The sequence below is a fragment of the Halobacteriovorax marinus SJ genome (assembly GCF_000210915.2).
Taxonomy (GTDB): domain Bacteria; phylum Bdellovibrionota; class Bacteriovoracia; order Bacteriovoracales; family Bacteriovoracaceae; genus Halobacteriovorax; species Halobacteriovorax marinus.
In genome coordinates this window covers 2432607-2453282 of record NC_016620.1, presented here as the reverse complement: position 1 = coordinate 2453282, position 20676 = coordinate 2432607, and the positions used below count along the sequence as shown (strand labels likewise).

The 20676-nt window shown below is 37.1% G+C and carries 20 protein-coding genes; 11 read left to right on the top strand and 9 right to left on the bottom strand.

The window, feature by feature from the left end; genetic code table 11:
- The first annotated feature begins 12 nt into the window (after window positions 1–12).
- A complete protein-coding gene (gene rapA / locus BMS_RS11595; RefSeq protein WP_014245011.1) occupies window positions 13–2718 on the top strand; it encodes an RNA polymerase-associated protein RapA in 2706 nt (901 codons plus the stop codon).
- Here rapA and BMS_RS11590 read toward each other — a convergent pair.
- Window positions 2702–3016 carry a hypothetical protein gene (locus BMS_RS11590; protein WP_044557557.1) on the bottom strand — a complete coding sequence of 105 codons (315 nt, stop codon included), beginning with the start codon at window positions 3014–3016 and terminating at the stop codon, window positions 2702–2704. The genes rapA and BMS_RS11590 overlap by 17 nt on opposite strands.
- The gene (locus tag BMS_RS11585) at window positions 3006–3950 is read right to left on the bottom strand and encodes an HD-GYP domain-containing protein (protein ID WP_014245010.1); all 945 of its coding nucleotides are present in this window, start codon (window positions 3948–3950) and stop codon (window positions 3006–3008) included. The genes BMS_RS11590 and BMS_RS11585 overlap by 11 nt, the downstream gene beginning before the upstream one ends.
- Window positions 3951–4102: 152 nt before the next feature.
- On the opposite strand from BMS_RS11585, the gene BMS_RS11580 reads away from it, so the two are divergent.
- Together BMS_RS11580 and BMS_RS11575 are read left to right on the top strand one after the other, a co-directional pair.
- A complete protein-coding gene (locus BMS_RS11580; protein WP_014245009.1) occupies window positions 4103–4738 on the top strand; it encodes a 2-hydroxychromene-2-carboxylate isomerase in 636 nt (211 codons plus the stop codon).
- 7 nt (window positions 4739–4745) lie between these two features.
- Window positions 4746–5309 (top strand): peptidylprolyl isomerase, encoded by a 564-nt coding sequence (locus BMS_RS11575; RefSeq protein ID WP_014245008.1) that lies wholly within the window; start codon window positions 4746–4748, stop codon window positions 5307–5309.
- A gap of 15 nt (window positions 5310–5324) precedes the next feature.
- Here BMS_RS11575 and BMS_RS11570 read toward each other — a convergent pair whose 3' ends face one another.
- A complete protein-coding gene (locus BMS_RS11570) occupies window positions 5325–5777 on the bottom strand; it encodes a GNAT family N-acetyltransferase (RefSeq protein WP_014245007.1) in 453 nt (150 codons plus the stop codon).
- An 86-nt stretch (window positions 5778–5863) separates the two neighbouring features.
- On the opposite strand from BMS_RS11570, the gene BMS_RS11565 reads away from it, so the two are divergent.
- Entirely contained in the window at window positions 5864–6889 is a 1026-nt protein-coding gene (locus tag BMS_RS11565; RefSeq protein ID WP_044557556.1) for a hypothetical protein, read from the top strand.
- Here the strand turns inward: BMS_RS11565 and BMS_RS11560 are convergent.
- Complete coding sequence (locus BMS_RS11560) at window positions 6883–7911, bottom strand: serine/threonine protein kinase (protein WP_014245005.1); 1029 nt, start codon at window positions 7909–7911, stop codon at window positions 6883–6885. The genes BMS_RS11565 and BMS_RS11560 overlap by 7 nt on opposite strands.
- Window positions 7912–8089: 178 nt before the next feature.
- Here BMS_RS11560 and BMS_RS11555 point away from each other — a divergent pair, with 178 nt between their 5' ends.
- Both BMS_RS11555 and BMS_RS11550 read left to right on the top strand, forming a co-directional pair.
- Window positions 8090–9925, top strand: a complete 1836-nt coding sequence (locus BMS_RS11555) for a hypothetical protein (protein ID WP_014245004.1) — start codon at window positions 8090–8092, stop codon at window positions 9923–9925.
- Window positions 9922–10638 carry a Type 1 glutamine amidotransferase-like domain-containing protein gene (locus tag BMS_RS11550; RefSeq protein WP_014245003.1) on the top strand — a complete coding sequence of 239 codons (717 nt, stop codon included), beginning with the start codon at window positions 9922–9924 and terminating at the stop codon, window positions 10636–10638. Before BMS_RS11555 ends, BMS_RS11550 begins: the two co-directional genes overlap by 4 nt.
- Here the strand turns inward: BMS_RS11550 and BMS_RS11545 are convergent.
- Window positions 10625–11725 carry a GNAT family N-acetyltransferase gene (locus tag BMS_RS11545; protein ID WP_014245002.1) on the bottom strand — a complete coding sequence of 367 codons (1101 nt, stop codon included), beginning with the start codon at window positions 11723–11725 and terminating at the stop codon, window positions 10625–10627. The two genes, BMS_RS11550 and BMS_RS11545, sit on opposite strands and share 14 nt — an antisense overlap.
- Here BMS_RS11545 and BMS_RS11540 point away from each other — a divergent pair.
- On the top strand, window positions 11724–12362 hold the full coding sequence (locus BMS_RS11540) for a class I SAM-dependent DNA methyltransferase (protein WP_014245001.1): 639 nt from the start codon (window positions 11724–11726) through the stop codon (window positions 12360–12362). The two genes, BMS_RS11545 and BMS_RS11540, sit on opposite strands and share 2 nt — an antisense overlap.
- On the opposite strand, the gene BMS_RS11535 is transcribed toward BMS_RS11540, so the two are convergent.
- Genes BMS_RS11535 through cmoA form a run of 3 tightly spaced genes read right to left on the bottom strand, consistent with a single transcriptional unit; the run spans window position 12359 to window position 14431 of the window.
- Complete coding sequence (locus BMS_RS11535; RefSeq protein ID WP_014245000.1) at window positions 12359–12730, bottom strand: YbaN family protein; 372 nt, start codon at window positions 12728–12730, stop codon at window positions 12359–12361. The genes BMS_RS11540 and BMS_RS11535 overlap by 4 nt on opposite strands.
- Complete coding sequence (gene cmoB, locus BMS_RS11530) at window positions 12711–13703, bottom strand: tRNA 5-methoxyuridine(34)/uridine 5-oxyacetic acid(34) synthase CmoB (protein WP_014244999.1); 993 nt, start codon at window positions 13701–13703, stop codon at window positions 12711–12713. The genes BMS_RS11535 and cmoB overlap by 20 nt, the downstream gene beginning before the upstream one ends.
- Complete coding sequence (gene cmoA, locus BMS_RS11525) at window positions 13703–14431, bottom strand: carboxy-S-adenosyl-L-methionine synthase CmoA (protein WP_014244998.1); 729 nt, start codon at window positions 14429–14431, stop codon at window positions 13703–13705. Before cmoA ends, cmoB begins: the two co-directional genes overlap by 1 nt.
- Window positions 14432–14559: 128 nt before the next feature.
- On the opposite strand from cmoA, the gene BMS_RS11520 reads away from it, so the two are divergent.
- The 4 genes from BMS_RS11520 to BMS_RS11505 all read left to right on the top strand — a co-directional run bounded on the left by BMS_RS11520 (window position 14560) and on the right by BMS_RS11505 (window position 19792).
- Entirely contained in the window at window positions 14560–15246 is a 687-nt protein-coding gene (locus tag BMS_RS11520; RefSeq protein WP_044557554.1) for an ATP-binding protein, read from the top strand.
- A complete protein-coding gene (locus tag BMS_RS11515) occupies window positions 15239–15925 on the top strand; it encodes a response regulator transcription factor (protein ID WP_014244996.1) in 687 nt (228 codons plus the stop codon). The genes BMS_RS11520 and BMS_RS11515 overlap by 8 nt, the downstream gene beginning before the upstream one ends.
- 156 nt (window positions 15926–16081) lie before the next feature.
- Window positions 16082–18754 carry an aconitate hydratase AcnA gene (gene acnA / locus BMS_RS11510; protein ID WP_014244995.1) on the top strand — a complete coding sequence of 891 codons (2673 nt, stop codon included), beginning with the start codon at window positions 16082–16084 and terminating at the stop codon, window positions 18752–18754.
- A gap of 126 nt (window positions 18755–18880) precedes the next feature.
- Window positions 18881–19792, top strand: a complete 912-nt coding sequence (locus tag BMS_RS11505) for an acyl-CoA desaturase (RefSeq protein ID WP_052590670.1) — start codon at window positions 18881–18883, stop codon at window positions 19790–19792.
- Here BMS_RS11505 and BMS_RS11500 read toward each other — a convergent pair.
- Window positions 19773–20675, bottom strand: coding sequence for an NHL repeat-containing protein (locus BMS_RS11500; RefSeq protein WP_014244993.1), 903 nt, complete (start codon window positions 20673–20675; stop codon window positions 19773–19775). The two genes, BMS_RS11505 and BMS_RS11500, sit on opposite strands and share 20 nt — an antisense overlap.
- Window position 20676 lies beyond the last annotated feature (1 nt).

Here is a 20676-nt window from a genome sequence, read left to right as displayed (position 1 = left end):
TAGGAAAAATAAATGAATAAATTTACAATTGGTCAAAGATGGATCAGTGAGGCCGAGCCAGAGCTTGGCCTTGGTATTATTAATAATCTTACAGATAAAACAGTCTCCATCGTTTTCTCTGCCAGTGGAATCGAGAGAAATTACGGTATTAAAACCTGTCCAATAAAGAGAGTACTCTTTGGTCCAGGAGATGAGATTCTTATTGAGGAAGGCGAGCGTCTTTTGGTTGATAAGGTTACAGAGCAAGATGGACTTGCTTTCTACTTATGCGGGGAAAGAATTATTTCTGAACTCGACCTTAGTGACTTAATGTCTTTCAATAAGCCCGAAGATAAATTATTAAATGGTCTCTGCGATCCTCACGAACATTTTCAACTTCGCTATGAAACTTTAAAGTACAAAAATGAATATAGTGCTCTAGATGTGAAGGGGCTGCTTGGCCCTAGAGTGAGCTTAATTCCTCACCAGCTCTATGTTGCAAAAGAAGTCTTTAATAGACCTATTCCTAGAGTTTTATTGGCCGATGAAGTTGGTTTAGGAAAGACCATTGAAGCGGCCATGATCATACATCAAATGCTTATTTCTAAAAGGGCGCAGAGAATTTTAATTGTAGTTCCTGACTCTTTGGTATTTCAGTGGTTCATTGAGCTACACAGAAAATTTGCTCTATCGTTTACAGTCGTAAATCAAGAGACCGAGCTTGCTCCAGGAACAAATCCTTTTCTAGACAATGAGAATATCATCGTTTCCCTTGGGCTTTTAAGAGGTGCCGAAAGAGCAAGAGAGCTTCTAAATCAAGCAGATTTTGACATGCTCGTTGTTGATGAAGCCCACCACTTAAAGTGGAGTAGAGAAGAGGCTTCTGTTGAGTATAAATTAGTTGAAAGTCTTGCTGCAAGAATTAGTGGAGTTTTATTACTAACGGCAACTCCTGAACAATTAGGGCTAGAGGGGCACTTTAGCCGTTTGAAAATTTTAGACCCCGATAGATTCTTCTCCTATGAAGACTTTGTAAAAGAGCATGAGAGCTTTGAGCACTTTGCTGGTATCGTTAGAAAGATTGAGGGAGGAGTTGACTTAGACGTAGAAGAAAAGGAACTTCTCACCAGTGTTGGAATTGATGCGAACCAAGAGAAGGAAGAGATCATTTCATCTCTGCTCGATAGGCATGGTACTGGTCGTATTTATATTAGAAATACAAGAGAGAGAATGAAAGAGGTTTTTGATTTCTTTCCTCAGAGAATTTTAAATGAAGACTTAATTGATCTAGATGCAAAAACTGATAATTTAGATGTAAATATCTTTCGCTCTAAGGCCTTTTGGTTAATTGAAAAATTACAAGACTTAAAAGGAGAGAAAGCACTTCTCATTTGTAAGTCAAAAGCAAAGGTCTTAGCTCTTGAAAAATTTATTAGAGAAAATGCGACAAGCACTAATACTGCAGTCTTTCACTCTGATCTCTCGCTTATGGCGCGTGACCGCCAAGCCGCTTACTTTGCAGATAATAATGGAGCGCAAATTCTTCTGTGTACTGAAATTGGATCGGAAGGAAGAAATTTTGAATTCGCCTCTAATTTAATCCTCTTCGATCTACCGTCTAATCCTGATTACCTAGAGCAGAGAATTGGTCGATTAGATAGGATTGGTCAAAAGCGAGATATTCAAATCCATGTCCCTCTTGTTAAAGAATCAAGTGAGCACTTACTTTTTAGATGGTATCAAGAAGGTTTCAACGCTTTTACTGATGCCGCCAAGTGCGGGGGAATTCTTTTTAGAAAGTTTAAAGATGAAGTTGAAGATATTGAAAATCAAGATATTGATTCTTTAATTGAAAGAACGAGAGCAGAGTACAAACTTGTTTCTAAAGAACTAGAAGAGGGAAGAGATGTCCTCATCGAGAAGAACTCTTATAAGTCTGATAAGGCGCTTAGTATTCGTTCAGAAATAAGAGATATTGATCAATCAAGAGAGTTAAGAAATTTCTTAGACTCTGTCTTCCATCACTTAGGTGTAGACTCTGACGATATAAATGAAGATACGCTCTTTTTAAGGCCTACTGACAATATGCTTCTTCCTCACTTTCCAGAACTAGATAGGGACGGCAAGACATATACTTTTAATAGATTAATGGCGCTTGAGCGAGAAGAGTTTGGTTTCTTAACTTGGGACCATCCTATGGTTCAAGGTGTAAGTGATCTTATTATAAGTGAGAGTATTGGCTCATATAGTGTTGCAAAGAGAAGAGAGAGTAAGGGAACTAAGATTTTCTTTGAATTCTTTTTTATTTTTGAAACTATTCACAATCAAGAACTAGAATCGAATAAGTACTTCCCTCCTAAGGTTATTAGGGTGCTTCTAGATAATAAGGGTGAAGACTTCTCTGAGAAGTGGGATAAGTCTTTCCTAGACTCTAAGGTAAGTGGTGGGGACCGCGATGATATTTTGAAAGTATCTAAGTTCCCTAAGGCCGGTGTGACTAAGATCATCACTAAGGCCAATGAAGTTGCCAGAGAAATAGCAGCGAGAGATAAGGACTTATTTAAGCAAAACTTAACTAAGTTGATAGCTAGGGACGTTGAACGTCTGACATATCTTAAGTCTATAAATTCATCAGTAAAAGATGAAGAGCTACAATGGCTAGAAATGAAAAAGAGTGAACTCTTATCTATTCTTGATCAAAGTAGCGTAAAGCTAGATAGTTTTAGAGTGATCCTTTAGGACCAAATTTTTTAAGATCATTTTTGGTAAAGCACTCAGCGATATCTAGACCATGGGCCTTTTGGAGCTTTTCTAGATTGGCCCCTAGAATGAGTTGGTTGAGTGCAGTTTTACAACGCTTTTGAGAATAGTGAATTTTATACTGTTTACAGTAATTGTCGAATTGATGTGATTCTCTGTGATGGCCCTTGAATTTCTTCATAGAAAGCGTTTCACATTCAGCTTGAGTAAAGTCCTTCTTGGTGCAAGAGAATGAAAGTAGCGAGAAGAGAAGTGTGAAGAATATTTTAGAGATCAAGTAATCCCTCTTCTGTTAAAACTTCTTTGAATTTATTGAGTAGATCTAATTCAAAATTTCCAAGTTCATCGATAAGGATTTCTTTAATCGCTTCTTTTGGAGTTAAATCAGTTGTAATAATAGTCTTATCGTAAATATTAACGAGAGATAATATATACTCACTTTGAGTTAATTGAGTTTTCTTATTTGGACCATGCCCTGATTTTACTTCTTCATGGTTGGTGATTAATTCCATGGAAGTTTGATTAACGTATGGCTTATCTTTTAGAACGGAGATGCAATCCTTTACATGGGCTCCGTAAGCGAGTTTCTCTTCAGGTGTGAAGTCTTTTTTATTTTTATTAAAAAGCTCTCTCGTCTTCTCATCTAATTGCATAAGGCCAATATCATGAAGAAGGCCAGCGACAGCTATCTCATCTAATTGCTCTTCTGTTAATTTCATTTTTTGACCAAGCTTAGTTGCTAGGGCACTTACATTGAGTGAGTGCTTTACTATGATCTCATTCTTTTCAACTGGTTTTCCAAAGATTGCCTTCATGGCCTCAGGATTCTCCGAGATACATTGTCTAAGGGTTCTGGCTGCATTCTCAGTCATTCTATAAGACGACTCACTCTCTGGGTCTTCTTGCATTCTCTCAACAGCAGATCCACAAGCACCTTCAACAATATTAACTTTCTCTTCTACCGTTGCTGTTTCAGAGTTCATCGTTTCCATGAGGAGAGCATCGAGAAAGTTTTGATAATTAATCTCATCTTCTTCGTCGATATAGAATTTAGCAATTTTCTGCTTTCTAAGTTTCTTATACTTCTCTTCCTCAATTGAAGTACCTTTTGCAGCATAAGGGATGTATTGCTCTTTAAAAAATATATAGAGTGGAAATGTAAGCTCTCTATTGGGCTTTATTGTACTAATTCTTAGTGGAGTATAGGCCATTTTAAAATCCGTTAGGTTAAATTACCTATATTTTAAGAATGATTTAAATAAATTGCATTAAAATTATTAATTTCCTAGCTCATACCCGAGCGAATAAGTTCTATTTTCAACTTCTATTTGCTATGATTTTCTTATTCTAAATTGAGGTATATATGGATTTTTATTTTGATTTTCTCTCTCCATATTCTTATTTAGCTTTTCAGTGGCTTAAGAAGAATAAATCATTATTGGAGAGCTTAAATATTGAGGTTAATTACTTGCCCACTATTTTGAGCAAGCTTATTCACAGTTATGAGACTAAGGGGCCTGCTGAAATAAAGAGTAAGAGAGAGTACTTATTTAAAGACTGTGTAAGATACTCTGTCTTAAATGACATACCATTCAATACTCCTAAAACCCTTCCATTCAATTCCCTCTATGCTCTTAGACTTGTATTGGCCAGTGAGCCTAGTAAGAGATTTGATCTCATTGATGCTATCTTTACAAAAGGATGGGGAAGAGGTGGGGAGATAGGTACAGAGGAGTCTTTGATTGAGTTATTACAAGAGTTAGGGATAGATGAGTCTCTAATGGAGAAGACTACTTCTAAGGAGATTCGCATTGAACTCAAAGGTGTACTGAAGGAGGCCATCTCTAAAGGTGTATTTGGTCTTCCAACTTTTATTTATAAAGAGGAACTATTCTGGGGGAATGACTCTACTAAGTATTTAGAGTTATTTATTGCTAATAAAGATCCCTTAGATCAAAATAAATACAATAATTTTTTAAAGAACCATCCATTTAACTAATGAGGCAATGATGAAATACATTTTAATTACTTTTTTAACAATTCTAAGCTTAAATACATTTGCTAAAAAGAATACAACTGTTGTTATGGAAACGAGTATGGGGGAGGTTGAGATTAAGCTCTTTGACGAGTCTGCTCCAATCACGGTTAAGAACTTTTTAAAGTACGTAGATGAGAAGTTCTACGATGGTACGATTTTTCATAGAGTCATCGATAATTTCATGGTTCAAGGTGGTGGCTTTGATATCAACTTAAAGCAAAAGAAAACTCATGCACCGATTAAGAATGAAGCAACAAATAGAATTTCTAATACGACTGGTACTGTTGCAATGGCCAGAACTAATGTTGTAGATTCAGCAACTGCCCAATTCTTTATTAATGTAAATGACAATACATTCTTAAATCATAGAGGAACTGGTGCAAGTGAATACGGTTATGCTGTATTTGGAAATGTGGTTAAAGGAATGAGCATCATTAATAAAATGAAAAAAGCTCAAACAACTCGTAAGGGTTATATGAGTGATGTTCCAATGGAAAATATCATCATTAAAAAAATGTATAGAAAGAAGTAGCTTCAGTATTTGAAGCTACTTTAGCCACTCATAGAGATGATAATGTTCTCTTGTCATCTCTAACTTCTCATAAACTTTCTGTGCATTGGTATTTTCTTTTTCTACATAGAGTCTAAGACCAGCTAGATCTTCACTCCCTAAGACAAGCTCTTTGAGGTGGTGATACATTTTCTTAAATACACCTTTTCCTCTATATTCTTTTATTACATAGACAGAATGTATCCAAGTGACACTCTTACATCTCCAGTCACTCCACTCTAAAACAGTTAGAAGAGACGCTAGGCATTTGCCATTTTCATCAATGGCCACGTAATACTTTCCCTTTGCAGGATCTTCAAAGACCGCTTGTACTCCTTTCTTAACGATAGGATAGTCTAGTTTCAAATTTTCTGTTTCCATGGCCATTTCAACTTGAAACTTTGCAATGATTTCCAGGTGTTCTTCTAAATTTGCTTCCTTAATAAACATTGAACATTCTCACTAGTTGCTTGTGTTGGTAATAGGGTCTAGTATAATTGAAAAGCATTGTTATTGTTAAGGTCATAGGCAGATTGATGAAAGAATTAAATAATTTATGGGAAGATAATTGGAAAACTGGCGTAATAGAGTCTGCCAAGAGACGCTATCAGTTAAAAGAGATTTATCCTAAAATTGATAATAATTCAGATCTTCTTAAGTACTTTATTCTTGCTCATATTTATAACTTAAATACTTCTGATTTACTGAAGTCTGAAATTGATCTCATTAAGGCCTTTCAAAAAGGTGAGTTCGCCCATAAAGAGCTCTACTTAGTTTATTTCTTTAGAGAGTTATTCTCTGAGAAGTTTCATGAATTATTAGATGCCTCAATTAATTATGAGATGTCACAGAAGTGGAGTTTTGCAAAATTAAGCGAGAACTTTTCTTCGTTCTCTTCTAATCACTGGAAGCAACTAAAAGCTGATCTACAAAAGTATAAGGGCGTCAAAGCTGTTCTCTTTGTCAGAAAGGATAGAAAGTATAAAGGACGAATCGTATTAGTTGATGATCAAGGTAATTTAATCAAGGATGCAGACTCTGTGTGGTCTATTGAGGCCCTTGCCAAGGGGAGAGTAAATAAGAAGTTCTACCTTCCTAATGGTGATACACCTACAGGTTTTTATAAAATTGATTCAGTAATGCCAAAGGCGGACCAACAGAAGCTCTTTGGTAAGCATAGAAGGTTAATTATTGATTTCATTTCTAGAGAAGAAATTGAAGAGAGTTTTGATGAAATTTTATTAGAGCACAATTGGTGGAAAAGTGCAGTCATCGCAGATGAACTCTCTCGCTCCCTTTTGAGAATCCATGGTACAGGGCTTAAAAATAAATTATTCTATACTAAATACTATCCATTCGTGACTACATCTGGCTGTATTTCAATGCGAGAAGATAAGTACTTTGAAGGACAGAGAGTTCTTCTTGATAAGTTAATGGAGTCATTGGAGCTATCACCGATCTCTGAGAATGAAACAGAGATACATGGACATCTCTGTGTCATTGAATTGAATGATGAGTTGAGAAATATTTCCCTACAAGATATTTTAAAGATTGATCAATAAAGATACTGATTATTTAGTGAGTTATTAATAAGCTCGAGCTGGCTTCTTAAGTCTTGTATCTGTATTTCCCAGTAGTGATGTTCTGCAAATTGAGGAAAGTGAAGCTTAAAAGCTGGATCTTCCCACCTCTTTGATATCCATGCACTAAAGTGAATAAAGCGCAGTGTTCTAAGTGACTCAATGAGTTTTAATTGCTCTCTTGGAAAAGGACGCATAGATTCATAGGCCTCAAGTAGAATGGCCCTGTCTTGTAGAGCGTATTGATCGACTCCTGGAATTGAGAGCCATATATCCTGTACCTCTGGCCCCATGACCATATCGTCAAGATCGATAAGGTGAAATGAAGCATCACCTCTTCTGATAATATTTCCCAAGTGGCAATCACCGTGAATACGAATGAACTTCTCTTCATTGAAGTAAGGTTCAGAGATATTACAAACTTCCAGAACAAGATCATTATAAGTTTTCTCTAAGTGAGAGGGGATGACCTTAGCATTAAGTAAGTAGTTGAGGTTTTGTCTTCCATAAACTTGTGGAGTAATTTTTAATCTATGCTCTGCTTTTTTAGAGGCCCCTATAGTGTGAAGTCTTGCCAGAGTTCTCCCAAGAATTTCTAGATCGTCGATATTCATCTCATCGGGAGCACGGCCACCTTTCTTTGGAAAGAGACAGTAATATAATCCTGAGACCTCATCTGTAAAAACACTTTGTCCATCGATAACCAATGGGGCAATGACTGGAACTTCGCTCTCATCTAGCTCAAGCAAGAAATCATGTTCATCTTGAATTTGTTCTTTTGACCATCTACCTGGACGATAAAACTTAGAGATTAAAAAGTGCTCTGATGGATTAGGGGAGTCCGAATATATTTCTATTTCATAAACTCTATTTTCCATAGAGTTTAAAACCATGGCCCTACCTGTTGTTTTAAAACCAAGAGACTCGACACATGATAGGATTTTCTCAGGGCTTAATTCGTAGAAGAATTGGGTTTCTTTATCTCCCCATGTTTGTGTGGCCATATTTAATCTCTTTTAAGTTGATGATAGAACTCAACTTTACCCTGAAATTAAGTACTTGTCTTATATTAATAGAGTGTTTGTCGGAAAAAATGTCCTTTAAAAATAGGAGGTTATAGGAGTTTGATATAATTTACTCAACAAAGACTTTTCAGTCTCTGTTCAATCGCTGGAAAATTTTATGGCAAGTATTAAGAAAGAAAGTAAAACAGAAGAAGTAAATTTTAATTATAGAAAATTCAATCAAATAGATGGAAGACATCCTCTTCAAAAAGAAGTCCCTGATTCAACTGTCAATTATCATGTTAGAACGAGAAAGGGCGGTAAGGTTTCATTCTTCAACTTTGATCTGGCCAAAGAAATGGGACTCATTCCAAAGAGTCATCCCAATGAAATGACTAAAGAGCTACAAGAAAAAATCCTAGAAACATTTAGTCTCGTAATCATTAATGAGTACGATATTATTAATGAAATTCAATATCCAGAAGAAGAGATTAGGCCACATAAGTATATGGCCACTAGGTACTTACAATTACAACACCCAAATAAACAAGGTAAGACTTCAGGAGATGGACGCAGTATTTGGAATGGTTCCGTAACAAATAAAGGTGTTAGATGGGATATTTCAAGCTCTGGTACTGGGGCGACATGTCTAAGTCCGGCAACTCATATTTATGGGAAGTACTGGGAGACGGGTGATCCTTCAATTTCTTATGGTTGTGGATATTCAGAAATTGATGAGGGGTTAGGAACTCTTTTCTTTAGTGAGATCTTTCACAAGAACCATATTGAAACAGAGAGAGTCCTTGGGATCATTGAGTTTCAAAAGGGAATTGCTATTAATATTAGGGCCCAGAGAAATCTTCTAAGGCCTTCTCATATGTTCAATTACTTAAAGCAAGGTGATTTTGAAAATTTAGAAAGAATGGTTCACTACTATATTGATAGAGAGCAGAGTAACGGTGTCTTTACAGATGTTCCAAAAACGAGGGCCAAGAAGCTCGATTACTTTCTAGAAAAGCAAACTGAGATTTTTGCTAGTATGGCCGCACGACTAGAAGATGAGTATATCTTTTGTTGGCTGGACTGGGATGGTGACAATATTTTAATGAATGGTGGAATTATAGATTATGGTTCCATTAGACAATTTGGACTCTTTCATAGTGATTACCGCTATGACGATGTGGAGAGATACTCCACTAGTATCATAGAGCAAAAAAGTAAGGCCAAGTATACGGTACAAACCTTTGCTCAGCTCGTTGACTTTCTTAAAACAGGAGAGAGGAAGTCGATTAGAAAATTTGCGAAGTCTTTTGCCGTAAAGAATTTTGAAACTGTTTTTAGAAAGAAGAAATTAGAAAATCTTCTCTTTAAGACGGGCTTTAGAAGAGCAGATGTAAATTACTTAATTGAAAACGAAAGAAAAACAGTTGAAAAGTACCTCAAGGCGTTCTCTTACTTTGAAAGGTCAAAGTCTAAAGAGGGGATTCACGAAGTTGCCGATGGTATTAATTGGTCAGCAATCTTCTGCATGAGAGATATTCTAAGGGAGTTTCCACAGCTCTTATTAGCAAGAGGGGGGAAGCACCTTAGTTATGAAGACTTCTTACAAGTGATTAAATCAAGTTACGCAACTGAAGAAGACCTTCAGATGACAACTCACAGAAGAAAAATGATAACAAGTTTTCAAAAAACTTATGAATTACTTTGCATCAAGCTTGCTGCTAATAAAGAATTAACTCTTAATCAAATGCTTTTAGAGCTGACGATGAGATCGAGTGTCATTAATAAATATGACCGAGTGACTGGAGACTCTATTTCAACAATTGTAGACAGAGTTCTTGCAAAGAAGCCAAAGATTAAGCCGACTCAATTATTTGATTTAGTAGAAGAGTTCTGTATTTATCAGAATTTTGATCCGAATAATCTTATTGGGGAAAATAGAGAAAAGAGAGTTCAAACTAAATTTGTAAAAAATATGTTACAGATCGTACGTGAGTATAGAGAGGGTCTGTGAAGTTAGTTTTTTATTCTGGAGGCGATAGGGATGATAATTTTGAATTGGATCAAATCGCTTTAAATCTTACCAACAAGGCAAGGCCTAAGATGGCGTTTATACCATCTTGGTCATACGAATCAGAATATGATTTTAAAGAATTTGTGAATCAATACTCGCGCCATGGGGTAACACAATTTCTTCACTTTCCAATTGATATTCCTTACGATGAAATTCTTTTAAAAGAAGTTCTTAAAAGCGATATCATTCACTTAGACGGTGGAAATACATACTACTTTCTCAAATACCTAAGAAAGAGTGGCATGATGAGACACTTAAAAGAGTTTGTGGCCAAGGGTGGAGTGCTTACTGGTCTTAGTGCTGGAGGAATTTTAATGACTCCAAGAATTGAGACAGCAGGTTTCCCTGAGTTTGATAGAGATGATAATGACGTTCGAATATCAAACTTTAAAGCAATGAACTTAGTGCGCTTTGAGTTCTTTCCCCATTATAAAAATTCTAAACGCTATGATGATGACTTAATTAAGTATTCCAAGTCTCTCAATATTCCTCTCTATGCTCTACCTGATGGGAGTGGAATAATAATTGAAGATCATTCGATCAAATTTCATGGGCCATGTTACTGCTTTTTTAAAGGTCAAAAGATGATTATTAATTCAAGACTACCTCTTAAGAAGTATTCGGCATTTGAAAATGGTTTTAGACTTTCTTAAAAGGAAGTCTATGACTTAGTTCAGATATTATCTTTTCAACTTCTAAAGCTTCTTGATCAATAAAATTGTAAATTGGACCCTGAAATAATTCATTATAAATACAATGAGCACTATTAATCAGAGTTGGTTCAAAGCCTCTTGGGATTTTATGCTCACCCTGAGCACCGGCCTCAAAAGTTTCGTAATTATATTTTATAGAGTATTCAATTCCTTGGTAGTAACATAGCTCAAAGTGAAGATTCTTATACTCTTCAAGAGCACCCCAATATCTTCCATATAATTTCTTCTCTCCTTTGAAAAAGAGTGATGCTGCAACTAGATTCTGCTCTTTAAATGCAGCGATGAGCATCGTACTTTCTTGTAAGTGATTAAAGATGTAATTAAAAAACTCTGGAGTGAGATAGGCGAAGGATCTCTTCTTATCAATCGTTGACTGATAAAGCGCATAGAACTTCGAACCAAAATTGGAAAGCTCGCTCCCTTCAATGACTTTAATAAGTAAGTCTGAAGCTCTCTCTTTTCTAATTTGCTTTGATTTTCTGCTTTTTAAAGAGTTTAAAAAATGTTCAAAACTCTTATAGCCTCTATTTTTCCAGTGATACTGAAAAGAAGATCTACTCTTATAACTCTCACTAACTTTCTTCGATTCTTTATTTTCTAAAAAGAGAAGGTGAGAGGAAGAGCACTTGAGATTCTTAGCAAGCGTATCTATTTCCTCTAATAGTTGAGGGACAAATTGTAAATCTCCTAAGAATTTTCTGTTGATAACTGGAGTGAAGGGGTTTTGTGCGACTAATTTAGGATAATAAGAGTGGCCACTTCTCTCTACAAAATCAGCCCATGACCAATCAAAGATATACTCACCGTAGCTGTGGGTCTTGAGGTAGACCACGCACGCGGCCTGTAATTCTTTGCCCTCTCTAATCGTAATATAAAAGGGGAGTTGGCCCCTCTCTGCACCAATGCTCTTTGAGTTTTCTAGGGCCCTATGGAAGTGATATTTGTTAAAGATATCGTCACTATGTACAAGTTGGTTCCAGTCAATTTCTTTGATATCATTTATAGAATTAAAAATTTGAACTTCCATGGAGTATTCCTTGAAAATAAGTGAATCAAAAGAATTGAAAAATATTACAGAATCCACTCTCGGTCACTATAGTGAAAGATCCGATTTGTTTTGGCAAGGGACTAAGGATCACGATGTTTCACAAAATATAAATGCACTTTTACAATCCATAAAAGCAGATGCACCTTATCGAATTTTAGATTTCGGGTGTGGTCCGGGAAGAGACACACTCGCACTTAAAAACCTTGGACATATTCCTACGGGATTAGATGGTTGTGAGAATTTTGTCTCTATGGCAAAAGAACACTCTGGTTCAGAAGTTCTTCATCAAAACTTTCTAGAGTTAGAACTAAGAGAAAATTACTTTGATGGTATATTTGCCAATGCAAGTCTCTTTCATATTCCGAAGTCTGAATTTCGAAGAGTACTTGGAGATATTGTAGCTTCATTGAAAAAGGGAGGAGTTCTCTTTTCTTCAAACCCAAGAGGAAACTCTGAAGGATTTAACGGAGCTAGATATGGGTACTATATGGAATTAGAGGAGTTCAATGAGCACCTAGAGGCGGTTGGATTAACTCTGGAAGATCATTACTATAGACCTGAGGGACTACCTAGAAGTGAACAGCCGTGGCTGGCATGTGTGGCCCGAAAAAATTAAGCAGACTTTCTTGTTAAGATAAAACTAAGCACGCTTATTCCTATAAGTGTGCTGATGATTTTAATTGTAATGTGAACCTTTACAAAAATGAGTGTGTAGCCAAAGAGAAGTATGATCATAATGGCAGAGATGAGTTTTGCCTTTGGTCTAATAACCTTATTCTCCTCCCAGTCTTTTATAATTCCACCAATCTTAGGCCTACTTAAAAGCCAGCTATGTAGTTTCTCACTGCCTTTTGAAAAACAGAAGGCACTTAGAATGAGTAGTGGGGTTGTTGGAAGAAGAGGTAAAAAGATTCCCAACACTCCAAGTAGCAGAGAGATAAATCCAAAAGCAATAAATATGGCCTTAGATGTTTTTGCTAGCATTCTGTGCCGGTTTCTTCCTTGCCTTAAGGCAAAATCTCATTGGAGCCGGATGGCCTTCAATTGTTTTTGATGTATCATTTGGATCTAAGAAGTCTTCTAAAGATTGACTTGGAGGTGGACACCAATCTGTTAACCTTTGTTCCTCAAAAGTCAGCGGTGTCGCGGCTACAACTTCTACATCAATGAGCTTTGCTTTCTTGCACCAATTAATAAAACAACTAAGAGTTGGAACAAAGAAGACATTTCTCATTTTGGCATAGCGATCTTCAGGGAAGAGGGCGTAGCTCTCTTCACCAGGGATACCAATTGTTTCAATAATCGCCTGACCGCCAGGCTTTAGCGCCTCTCTAATATGAATAAGTTGCTCAAGTGGGTGACGGTGATGATAAATGATACCCATTGAAAAAATCACATCAAAAACTTCTTTGAAGTGGTTGAGGTGTTCCACTCCAAACATTTCAAAATGTAGGTTGGGTACTTTTGCAAAGTGCTGTAGGAATTTAAATTGTGTTTCACAAGGTACTACTGGATCTATTCCCAGTAATAACTCTGGGTTTTGAGCGGCCATTCTAAAGAGAAAATAACCATTATTACAACCGATATCTAAAACAGTCTTACCCTCTAGATTGTCTACGTGATCCTTCAAGCGATTCCATTTGAAGTCACTTCTCCATTCAGCATCAATCAATTCTCCATAGAAATTAAAAGGACCTTTTCTCCAAGGTTTGAGCCCTTTTGCCAACTCAATAACTTTAGAGGCAGTCTCAGGGTCTAGATCACTTCTATCCCCAATCTTGACGGCATCACAAGCGAGATCAACTGAACTCTTCTCAAGAGAGGGAAGACTTTCTAAAATATTCTTTAGTTCTAGATTTGATTTTCTATCAATCCATGTATCTCGATCTTTCTTAAGTTCTAGAAGGGCATCGAAGTTGAGCTTTTCTTTGTAGGGAAGAAGGTAGTCTAGTGACATTACTTTACTCCTAGATAACAAGCGAAGTTATACCATCTGAAAATCATTTCAACTTTTTTAAAGCCCGCTTTCTTTAGAAGCTCAATTTGCTTCTCGGGAGTAATTGGAATGAGTACATTTTCTAGGGCTTCTCTCTTTTGAGAAATTTCAAGTTCAGAGTAACCATTTCTTCTTTTGAAGTCATAATAAAGTTCAATAAGAAGATCATTGATAGTGTGACCAGAACACTTAATCTTCTCTGCCAAGATAAACATTCCGCCTTTATCGAGCGACTTATATATTTTCTTTAAAAGCTCTGGTCGTGATGTAGGCTTAATAAATTGCAGCGTGTAGTTCATAATAATCATGCCCGACTTTCTAAAGGCTACATCGGCAATATCGCTACAAATAAATTCTGCGTTTTCGACTTTATTCTTTTTAATTTTTTCTTTCGCCTTAACTAGCATAGGTGAGGAATTATCAATTCCGATATAGTCAGGTGAGGGGATTCCTCTTTTTTTGAAGTGTTTATCTAGAATGGAGATTGTTGTGGCAGTCGAGCAACCTAGATCATAGATGGCCCCGCCATTATATTTTCTATCTACCAGATCTAGAATAATTCTATGGATTTCGTCATAGAATGGGACAGATCTGCTGACCATGTCATCAAAGACCTCGGCCACGTCGTGATTAAACTCAAAACTCTGGATAGAGCTCATTTCCTTAGCGAAGAATTTATCTTTTTTCATGTGCATCTAACTAGCATGGGGAGCTGGGTTTGTCTTTGCTAAAACAGAAATCACTCCAAAAAATAATTTGTCTAGATGCAATGACAAAATTGTCCTATAATATAAATTACAGATACATGGATGTACTTATGAGTAGATTAGATTTGAAAAACTATGTTGACGCTATGCTTGAAACATCAAGTGTTGCGGCTCACGATATCTCTGGACAGGTTCACGTTATGCAGTTTTGCGTAGAGGAGCTTGAGGATCAAATATCTGAAGATGGGAAGAAGTATTTGGATCGACTACAGTCGAGTCTCGATGAGCTAACAGATATTATTTCTTTTTATCGTACATATATTAAGAAAGATTCTCCTGTTGAGGGTGCAATTTCAGCACGAACATTTTTAGAGAACGTCCTTCATGCTGTTCAGGTCAATTTTTGGAATGAATTTAAAAAGATCAATTTTAAAATTGACGCTGAGATGCAAGAGTGGCGACTTAGTGCTCCATACTCTGAAGTAGGTGGTGTGATCTTCTCAGTAATGGCAATTTATCTTGAGGAACTCAAAAAGGGTCAAATAGACGGGTTAGACGTTGAACTAACACTAAAAAAACTTGACTCTCAACATTGTCAGTTTACACTATGTAGTAGTAAATCTGTAGAAACACGCGTATTTGAAGGGCTAGATGAAAGTTCATCGCCAGGCGCGAAAGTACATAGAAAGAACTTAGGACATAAAGTAATTCTTGATTCTGATCTCTATACAATGGAAGTCATTAGTGAAGATCAAAATTTTAGAGTTGAATTGAATATGAAGGTTTTAGATGAGTGATGCAATTAATACAAATAAATCAATTTGGATTCTAGAGGACGATAAGGGCTGTCAATTTGTTTACGAGCAGACTCTTGATCACAGATATTCGACTAGATACTTTGATCGCTTAGACTCATTTACTGAAGGGCTTGAGAACACTCCTACATCTGAATTACCTCAGATGATTATTGCCGATTTAATGCTAGGGGATGGGAATTTCTTAAACTTTCTAACGAACTCTAAAGATTCTAATATTTTAAATATTCCTTTTATAATTGTTTCTTCAATTGATGATATTGATGCTCTTAGATTTTGCTTCAAAGAGGGAGCTCTCGATTATTTAACAAAGCCATTTAAAAAGAATGAGCTTCTAGTAAAAATTGAGAATGTGCTCTCTGGTCCAGCTAGACCGAGTATGGCCAGCTCTGGACATAAGAAAGTTAAAATCGATGGAATTGATATCGATAATCTGACATCTAAGCAGAAGCAATTACTTTCACTATTTCTAGATTCAAGAGATAGAACTGTGACTCGTGACGATATTTTAGAAAAAGTCTGGGGAAGAACTAATGTTCACCCTAAGACAGTCGATGTTCACCTCTACAATCTAAGAAGAAAGCTTCATACCGTAGGCTATATGATCCGCTCTGAGGGCGGTGGACGTTGGGCGTTATTGTCTGACCGACTAGATGCCTAGGTTTATTTTTCTTTATTTTAAGACCTTTATCCAGCTTGTTTAGGTGACGTTCAGTCTCTTTTAAAGTATACTTCCTCTAAATTGATTTTAGAAAGAAGAGGCTTAAGCCCTTTGCTAGACGCAAAGAGGTCTTGAGTTGAAAGAGGAGAGCCCTAAATGAGTAAGGTTAAAAAATCCCTTAATGTTGATGGTAAGAACTATGCTTATTATTCAATCAAAGAAGCTAAGGCCCTGGGTCTTGGAAATGTTGATAAGCTTCCAAAGTCTTTAAAAGTTTTATTAGAGAACCTTCTTAGAAATGAGAACGGTACAAGTGTAACTTGGAACGATGTTGAAGCTTTAAATAAGTGGGCAGACAGTCAAAAGTCTGATCATGAAATTGCTTATCACCCAGCAAGAGTTGTTATGCAGGATTTTACTGGTGTTCCAGCTGTTGTTGATTTAGCGGCCATGAGAAACGCTATGAATGTTCTTGGTGGTGATCCTCAAAAGATTAACCCTCTTGTACCGGTAGACCTTGTAATTGATCACTCTGTTCAAGTTGAGCACTTTGGTACTAAAGAAGCATTCGAGCAAAACGTAGAACTTGAATACGAAAGAAATGCTGAAAGATATAACTTCCTTAAGTGGGGACAAAAAGCATTTAATAACTTTAGAGTTGTTCCTCCTGGGACAGGGATTATTCACCAAGTAAACCTAGAGTATCTTGCAGACGTTGTTTGGACGAATGATAAAGACGGTGAAACTGTTGCTTACCCTGATACTTGTGTTGGTACAGACTCACACACTACTATGATTAATGGTCTAGCCGTTCTTGGTTGGGGTGTTGGTGGTATTGAAGCTGAAGCTGCAATGCTAGGACAGCCTGTAACAATGCTAATTCCTGAAGTTGTAGGATTTAAATTAGATGGAAAACTTAATGAAGGTGTTACTGCAACTGACCTTGTTCTTAACGTTGTTGAGGCCCTTCGTAAGCATGGTGTTGTTGGTAAATTCGTTGAGTTCTACGGACCAGGTATGAGAGACCTCTCTCTTGCTGATAGAGCAACTCTTGCCAATATGGCCCCTGAGTACGGTGCTACTTGTGGTTTCTTCCCAATTGATGAGAAGACTATTCAGTATATGAAACTTTCAGGAAGAAGCGACGAGACTGTTGCTCTAGTTGAGTCTTATGCGAAAGAGCAGGGGCTTTGGGCACACGAAGGTGAAGCTGATCCAGTATTCACAAGTGTTGTTGAGCTTGATCTCTCTACAGTAACTCCATGTATTTCAGGTCCAAAAAGACCACAAGATAAAATTGTTCTAGACGGAGCAAATACTAAATTTACAGAAGAGATCTTCCCTAAGACTTTTGGATATAATCCATCTGATCTTCACAAGGAATTTGCTGTTGAAGGTGAAGACTTTAAAATGAAGCACGGAAATGTTGTTGTTGCAGCAATCACTTCTTGTACGAATACTTCTAACCCTTCTGTACTTGTTGCAGCTGGACTTGTTGCTAAGAAAGCTGCGGCACTTGGTCTTCAGTCTAAGCCATGGGTTAAAACTTCTTTAGCTCCAGGTTCTAAAGTTGTAACTGACTACCTAATAGAATCAGGTCTTCAAGAGCACCTAGATACATTAGGTTTCAACCTTGTTGGTTACGGTTGTACAACTTGTATTGGAAACACAGGACCTCTTCCTGCACCAATTTCTAAGTCAATTAATGATAATGATATTCTTGCTACTTCAGTTCTGTCTGGAAATAGAAACTTCGAAGGAAGAATTTCTCCAGATGTAAAAGCAAACTTCCTAGCTTCTCCACCACTTGTTGTTGCTTATGCAATCGCAGGTAATTTAAATGTAAATGTTGCAACGGATGTTCTTGCTAAGGATAAAGATGGGAATGATATTTATCTAAAAGATATTTGGCCATCTAATCAAGAAATTGAAGAAGTTGTTCTTAAGCATATTACTTCTGAGATGTATAAGTCTCGTTATTCAAATGTTTTTGAAGGTGACGAACTTTGGCAAAAAGTACAATCTCCGGAAGGCGAGCTATATGATTGGGATGAGAAGTCTACATATATTGCAAACCCAACTTTCTTTGAAAATATTAAAGATGGAGCAATTGATACTTATGAAGTTAAAGACGCAACTATTCTTGCTCTTCTAGGTGACTCTGTAACTACTGACCATATCTCTCCAGCTGGTGTAATTAAAATGGATCAGCCTGCAGGTAAGTGGTTAGCTGATAGAGGCGTTAAGCAATATGACTTTAACTCTTATGGTTCACGTCGTGGTAACCACCATGTAATGATGAGAGGGACGTTTGCAAATATTAGAATTAAAAATGAATTAGTTCCTGGTGTAGAAGGTGGATATACAAAGTTCCTTCCAACTGGTGAACAAATGTCTATCTATGATGCAGCAATGAAGTACAAAGATGCTGGAACTGAACTTGTTATTATAGCAGGTAAAGAATATGGAACTGGATCATCTAGAGACTGGGCCGCAAAGGGAACTAATCTTCAAGGCGTGAAAGCTGTTGTAACTGAGTCTTTTGAAAGAATTCACAGATCAAACCTTATTGGTATGGGTGTTCTTCCTCTTCAATTCCCACAGGGAGTTACGAGAAAGACTTTAGGTCTTGATGGAAGTGAAAAAATCTCTATCAAGTCTCTTGATGGAAAGCTTTCTCCTAAGCAAAACTTTGAGATGACTATCACTAAAGCTGATGGAAGCGTTGAAAAAGTAACACTTGATTCAAGAGTTGATACTTTAGATGAGCTGAATTACTTTAAAAATGGTGGAATTCTCCAATACGTTTTAAGAAATTTAAATTCATAATAAGAAAGGGGCCCTAATATAGGGCCCTTTTTTTAGTCACTTAGAATACTTTTACACTCCTTTTACAATTAAAATACATTTCTCTTGCTATTCTAGTCTTGTCCTAACACACGGAGGCTGGGCGACATGAAAGCTAGAAATATTGATTGGGTGAATACACTCTTCCTTATCCTGACACCTTTAAGCGCTATTAGCTTAACAGCACTACATATCTACAAAGATGGTTTTATGCCATCTATCTTTATTGCTGCACTCGTCTTTGCGTGCCTATGTGGAATTTCTATTACTGTTGGTTACCACAGACTTTTCTCTCACCGAACATTTGAAGCAGCATGGCCTGTTAAATTATTTCTTCTTGTTTTTGGTGCAGCGGCTTTTCAAAACTCACTTCTAAAGTGGGGAAGTGATCATAGAGTTCACCATAAATTCTGTGATACAGAAAAAGATCCTTACAATATTAATAGAGGTTTCTTTTGGGCCCACATGGGTTGGGTTATGTTTAGAGAGCCTTCAAAATTTAAAGATCAATTTCCGATGTCTAGGGACCTTCTAAAAGACGAGTTAGTCGTTTGGCAACATAAGTACTATCTACCAATTGCTGTTCTTGTTGGCATTGTCCTTCCTGGTCTTGTTGGTTACTTACTTGGTAGTGCTCTTGGTGGATTTGCTGTGATTGGTTTCGCAAGAATTGTTGCCGTTCACCACTCAACATTTCTAATAAACTCTCTATGCCATGTACTTGGAGCGAAGACTTACTCTGATGAGCATACTGCCAAAGATAGTCCAATCATGGCGCTATTCACTTTTGGAGAGGGTTATCATAATTTTCACCACACATTTCAAGCAGATTATAGAAACGGAGTTAAGTGGTACCACTTTGATCCAAGTAAGTGGGCGATCTGGTCTTTGTCTAAAGTAGGCATGGCCAAGAAACTCAAAAGAGTTCCTGAGACTACAATTAGAAATGCTAGAATTAAAATGGAACAAAAGAGATTTGCCGCTTCAGGAGCAGCAAACCTTATAAGTAATCAGGGATAACGACTATTTGATTTGGAGTGGAAAGTCCTGAGCTGGCCAAGATTCCAACAAAGTCTCCCGAGCCTGCATCTATTTCAACAAGGTGATGATAGGTCGCATCTGCTACGACGATATTTCCATTAGCTAGTTGGGCAACCCCTCTAGGTGATGGAAGTAGAGAAGTGTCATTATAAGAATAGCCAAGAGTTGTTAGTCCAGAATCATAGAAGGAAATCGTATCGGTAGAACCTGACCAAGCGGAAGCTATCGTTCCATCTTCGAGCTCTGTACAACCATAACCATCAGTCGTCCCACCTATACCAGACGCAGTCGAGTTTTCCATCGTTCCATCCGCTTCATAGGTTCTTGTAACATCGCCACCTCTGGCACAAACAACGAATCCACCATCTGCTTTTGCAAAAACATTTTCAACGTTATTTATCCCGCCATTAAGAGGGAAGCCATCAGTCACTCGAACTCCATTAGTTGTAAATTTCTCGATACCATTTGATTCTGCCACCAAGATACTTCCATCAACTAATTGAGTAACACCTCTAATACTTCCTGAGAGAGAGGCACTTTGAATAATTGTTCTCACACTGCCATCAATGGCAGATATTCCCATTACTCGGTCAGAACCATCTACAGCAACCATGACCTCTAATGTATCGTGCTTCCATCCAACACCGTATGGAACTTCTGCATTATTTTCTAGATCGTAAATGACTCTCTTAAACACTCCATCGCTAGAGTAGACTACAACAGAATCATTAGTAATATTTGAAACAACAATATCTCCAGGGAGTATATAGAAGCTTGAAGTCGACGGCGTAGGCTCAGGCTTACAAGAGAATAAGCTCAGGGCCGTGATTAAAATGAGAACTTGAGTGGTGAACTTGGGCATA

What these genes read in the sequence shown, in the direction of transcription:
- BMS_RS11515 (WP_014244996.1), top strand. Translation starts at nt 15,239, where the DNA reads ATGAGTGATGCAATTAATACAAATAAATCAATTTGGATTCTAGAGGAC.
- BMS_RS11570 (WP_014245007.1), bottom strand. Translation starts at nt 5,777, where the DNA reads ATGTTTATTAAGGAAGCAAATTTAGAAGAACACCTGGAAATCATTGCA.
- cmoB (WP_014244999.1), bottom strand. Translation starts at nt 13,703, where the DNA reads ATGTCACTAGACTACCTTCTTCCCTACAAAGAAAAGCTCAACTTCGAT.
- BMS_RS11535 (WP_014245000.1), bottom strand. Translation starts at nt 12,730, where the DNA reads ATGCTAGCAAAAACATCTAAGGCCATATTTATTGCTTTTGGATTTATC.
- BMS_RS11545 (WP_014245002.1), bottom strand. Translation starts at nt 11,725, where the DNA reads ATGGAAGTTCAAATTTTTAATTCTATAAATGATATCAAAGAAATTGAC.
- rapA (WP_014245011.1), top strand. Translation starts at nt 13, where the DNA reads ATGAATAAATTTACAATTGGTCAAAGATGGATCAGTGAGGCCGAGCCA.
- BMS_RS11575 (WP_014245008.1), top strand. Translation starts at nt 4,746, where the DNA reads ATGATGAAATACATTTTAATTACTTTTTTAACAATTCTAAGCTTAAAT.
- BMS_RS11580 (WP_014245009.1), top strand. Translation starts at nt 4,103, where the DNA reads ATGGATTTTTATTTTGATTTTCTCTCTCCATATTCTTATTTAGCTTTT.
- acnA (WP_014244995.1), top strand. Translation starts at nt 16,082, where the DNA reads ATGAGTAAGGTTAAAAAATCCCTTAATGTTGATGGTAAGAACTATGCT.
- BMS_RS11500 (WP_014244993.1), bottom strand. Translation starts at nt 20,675, where the DNA reads ATGCCCAAGTTCACCACTCAAGTTCTCATTTTAATCACGGCCCTGAGC.
- BMS_RS11540 (WP_014245001.1), top strand. Translation starts at nt 11,724, where the DNA reads ATGGAGTATTCCTTGAAAATAAGTGAATCAAAAGAATTGAAAAATATT.
- BMS_RS11555 (WP_014245004.1), top strand. Translation starts at nt 8,090, where the DNA reads ATGGCAAGTATTAAGAAAGAAAGTAAAACAGAAGAAGTAAATTTTAAT.
- BMS_RS11520 (WP_044557554.1), top strand. Translation starts at nt 14,560, where the DNA reads ATGAGTAGATTAGATTTGAAAAACTATGTTGACGCTATGCTTGAAACA.
- BMS_RS11585 (WP_014245010.1), bottom strand. Translation starts at nt 3,950, where the DNA reads ATGGCCTATACTCCACTAAGAATTAGTACAATAAAGCCCAATAGAGAG.
- cmoA (WP_014244998.1), bottom strand. Translation starts at nt 14,431, where the DNA reads ATGAAAAAAGATAAATTCTTCGCTAAGGAAATGAGCTCTATCCAGAGT.
- BMS_RS11505 (WP_052590670.1), top strand. Translation starts at nt 18,881, where the DNA reads ATGAAAGCTAGAAATATTGATTGGGTGAATACACTCTTCCTTATCCTG.
- BMS_RS11560 (WP_014245005.1), bottom strand. Translation starts at nt 7,911, where the DNA reads ATGGCCACACAAACATGGGGAGATAAAGAAACCCAATTCTTCTACGAA.
- BMS_RS11565 (WP_044557556.1), top strand. Translation starts at nt 5,864, where the DNA reads ATGAAAGAATTAAATAATTTATGGGAAGATAATTGGAAAACTGGCGTA.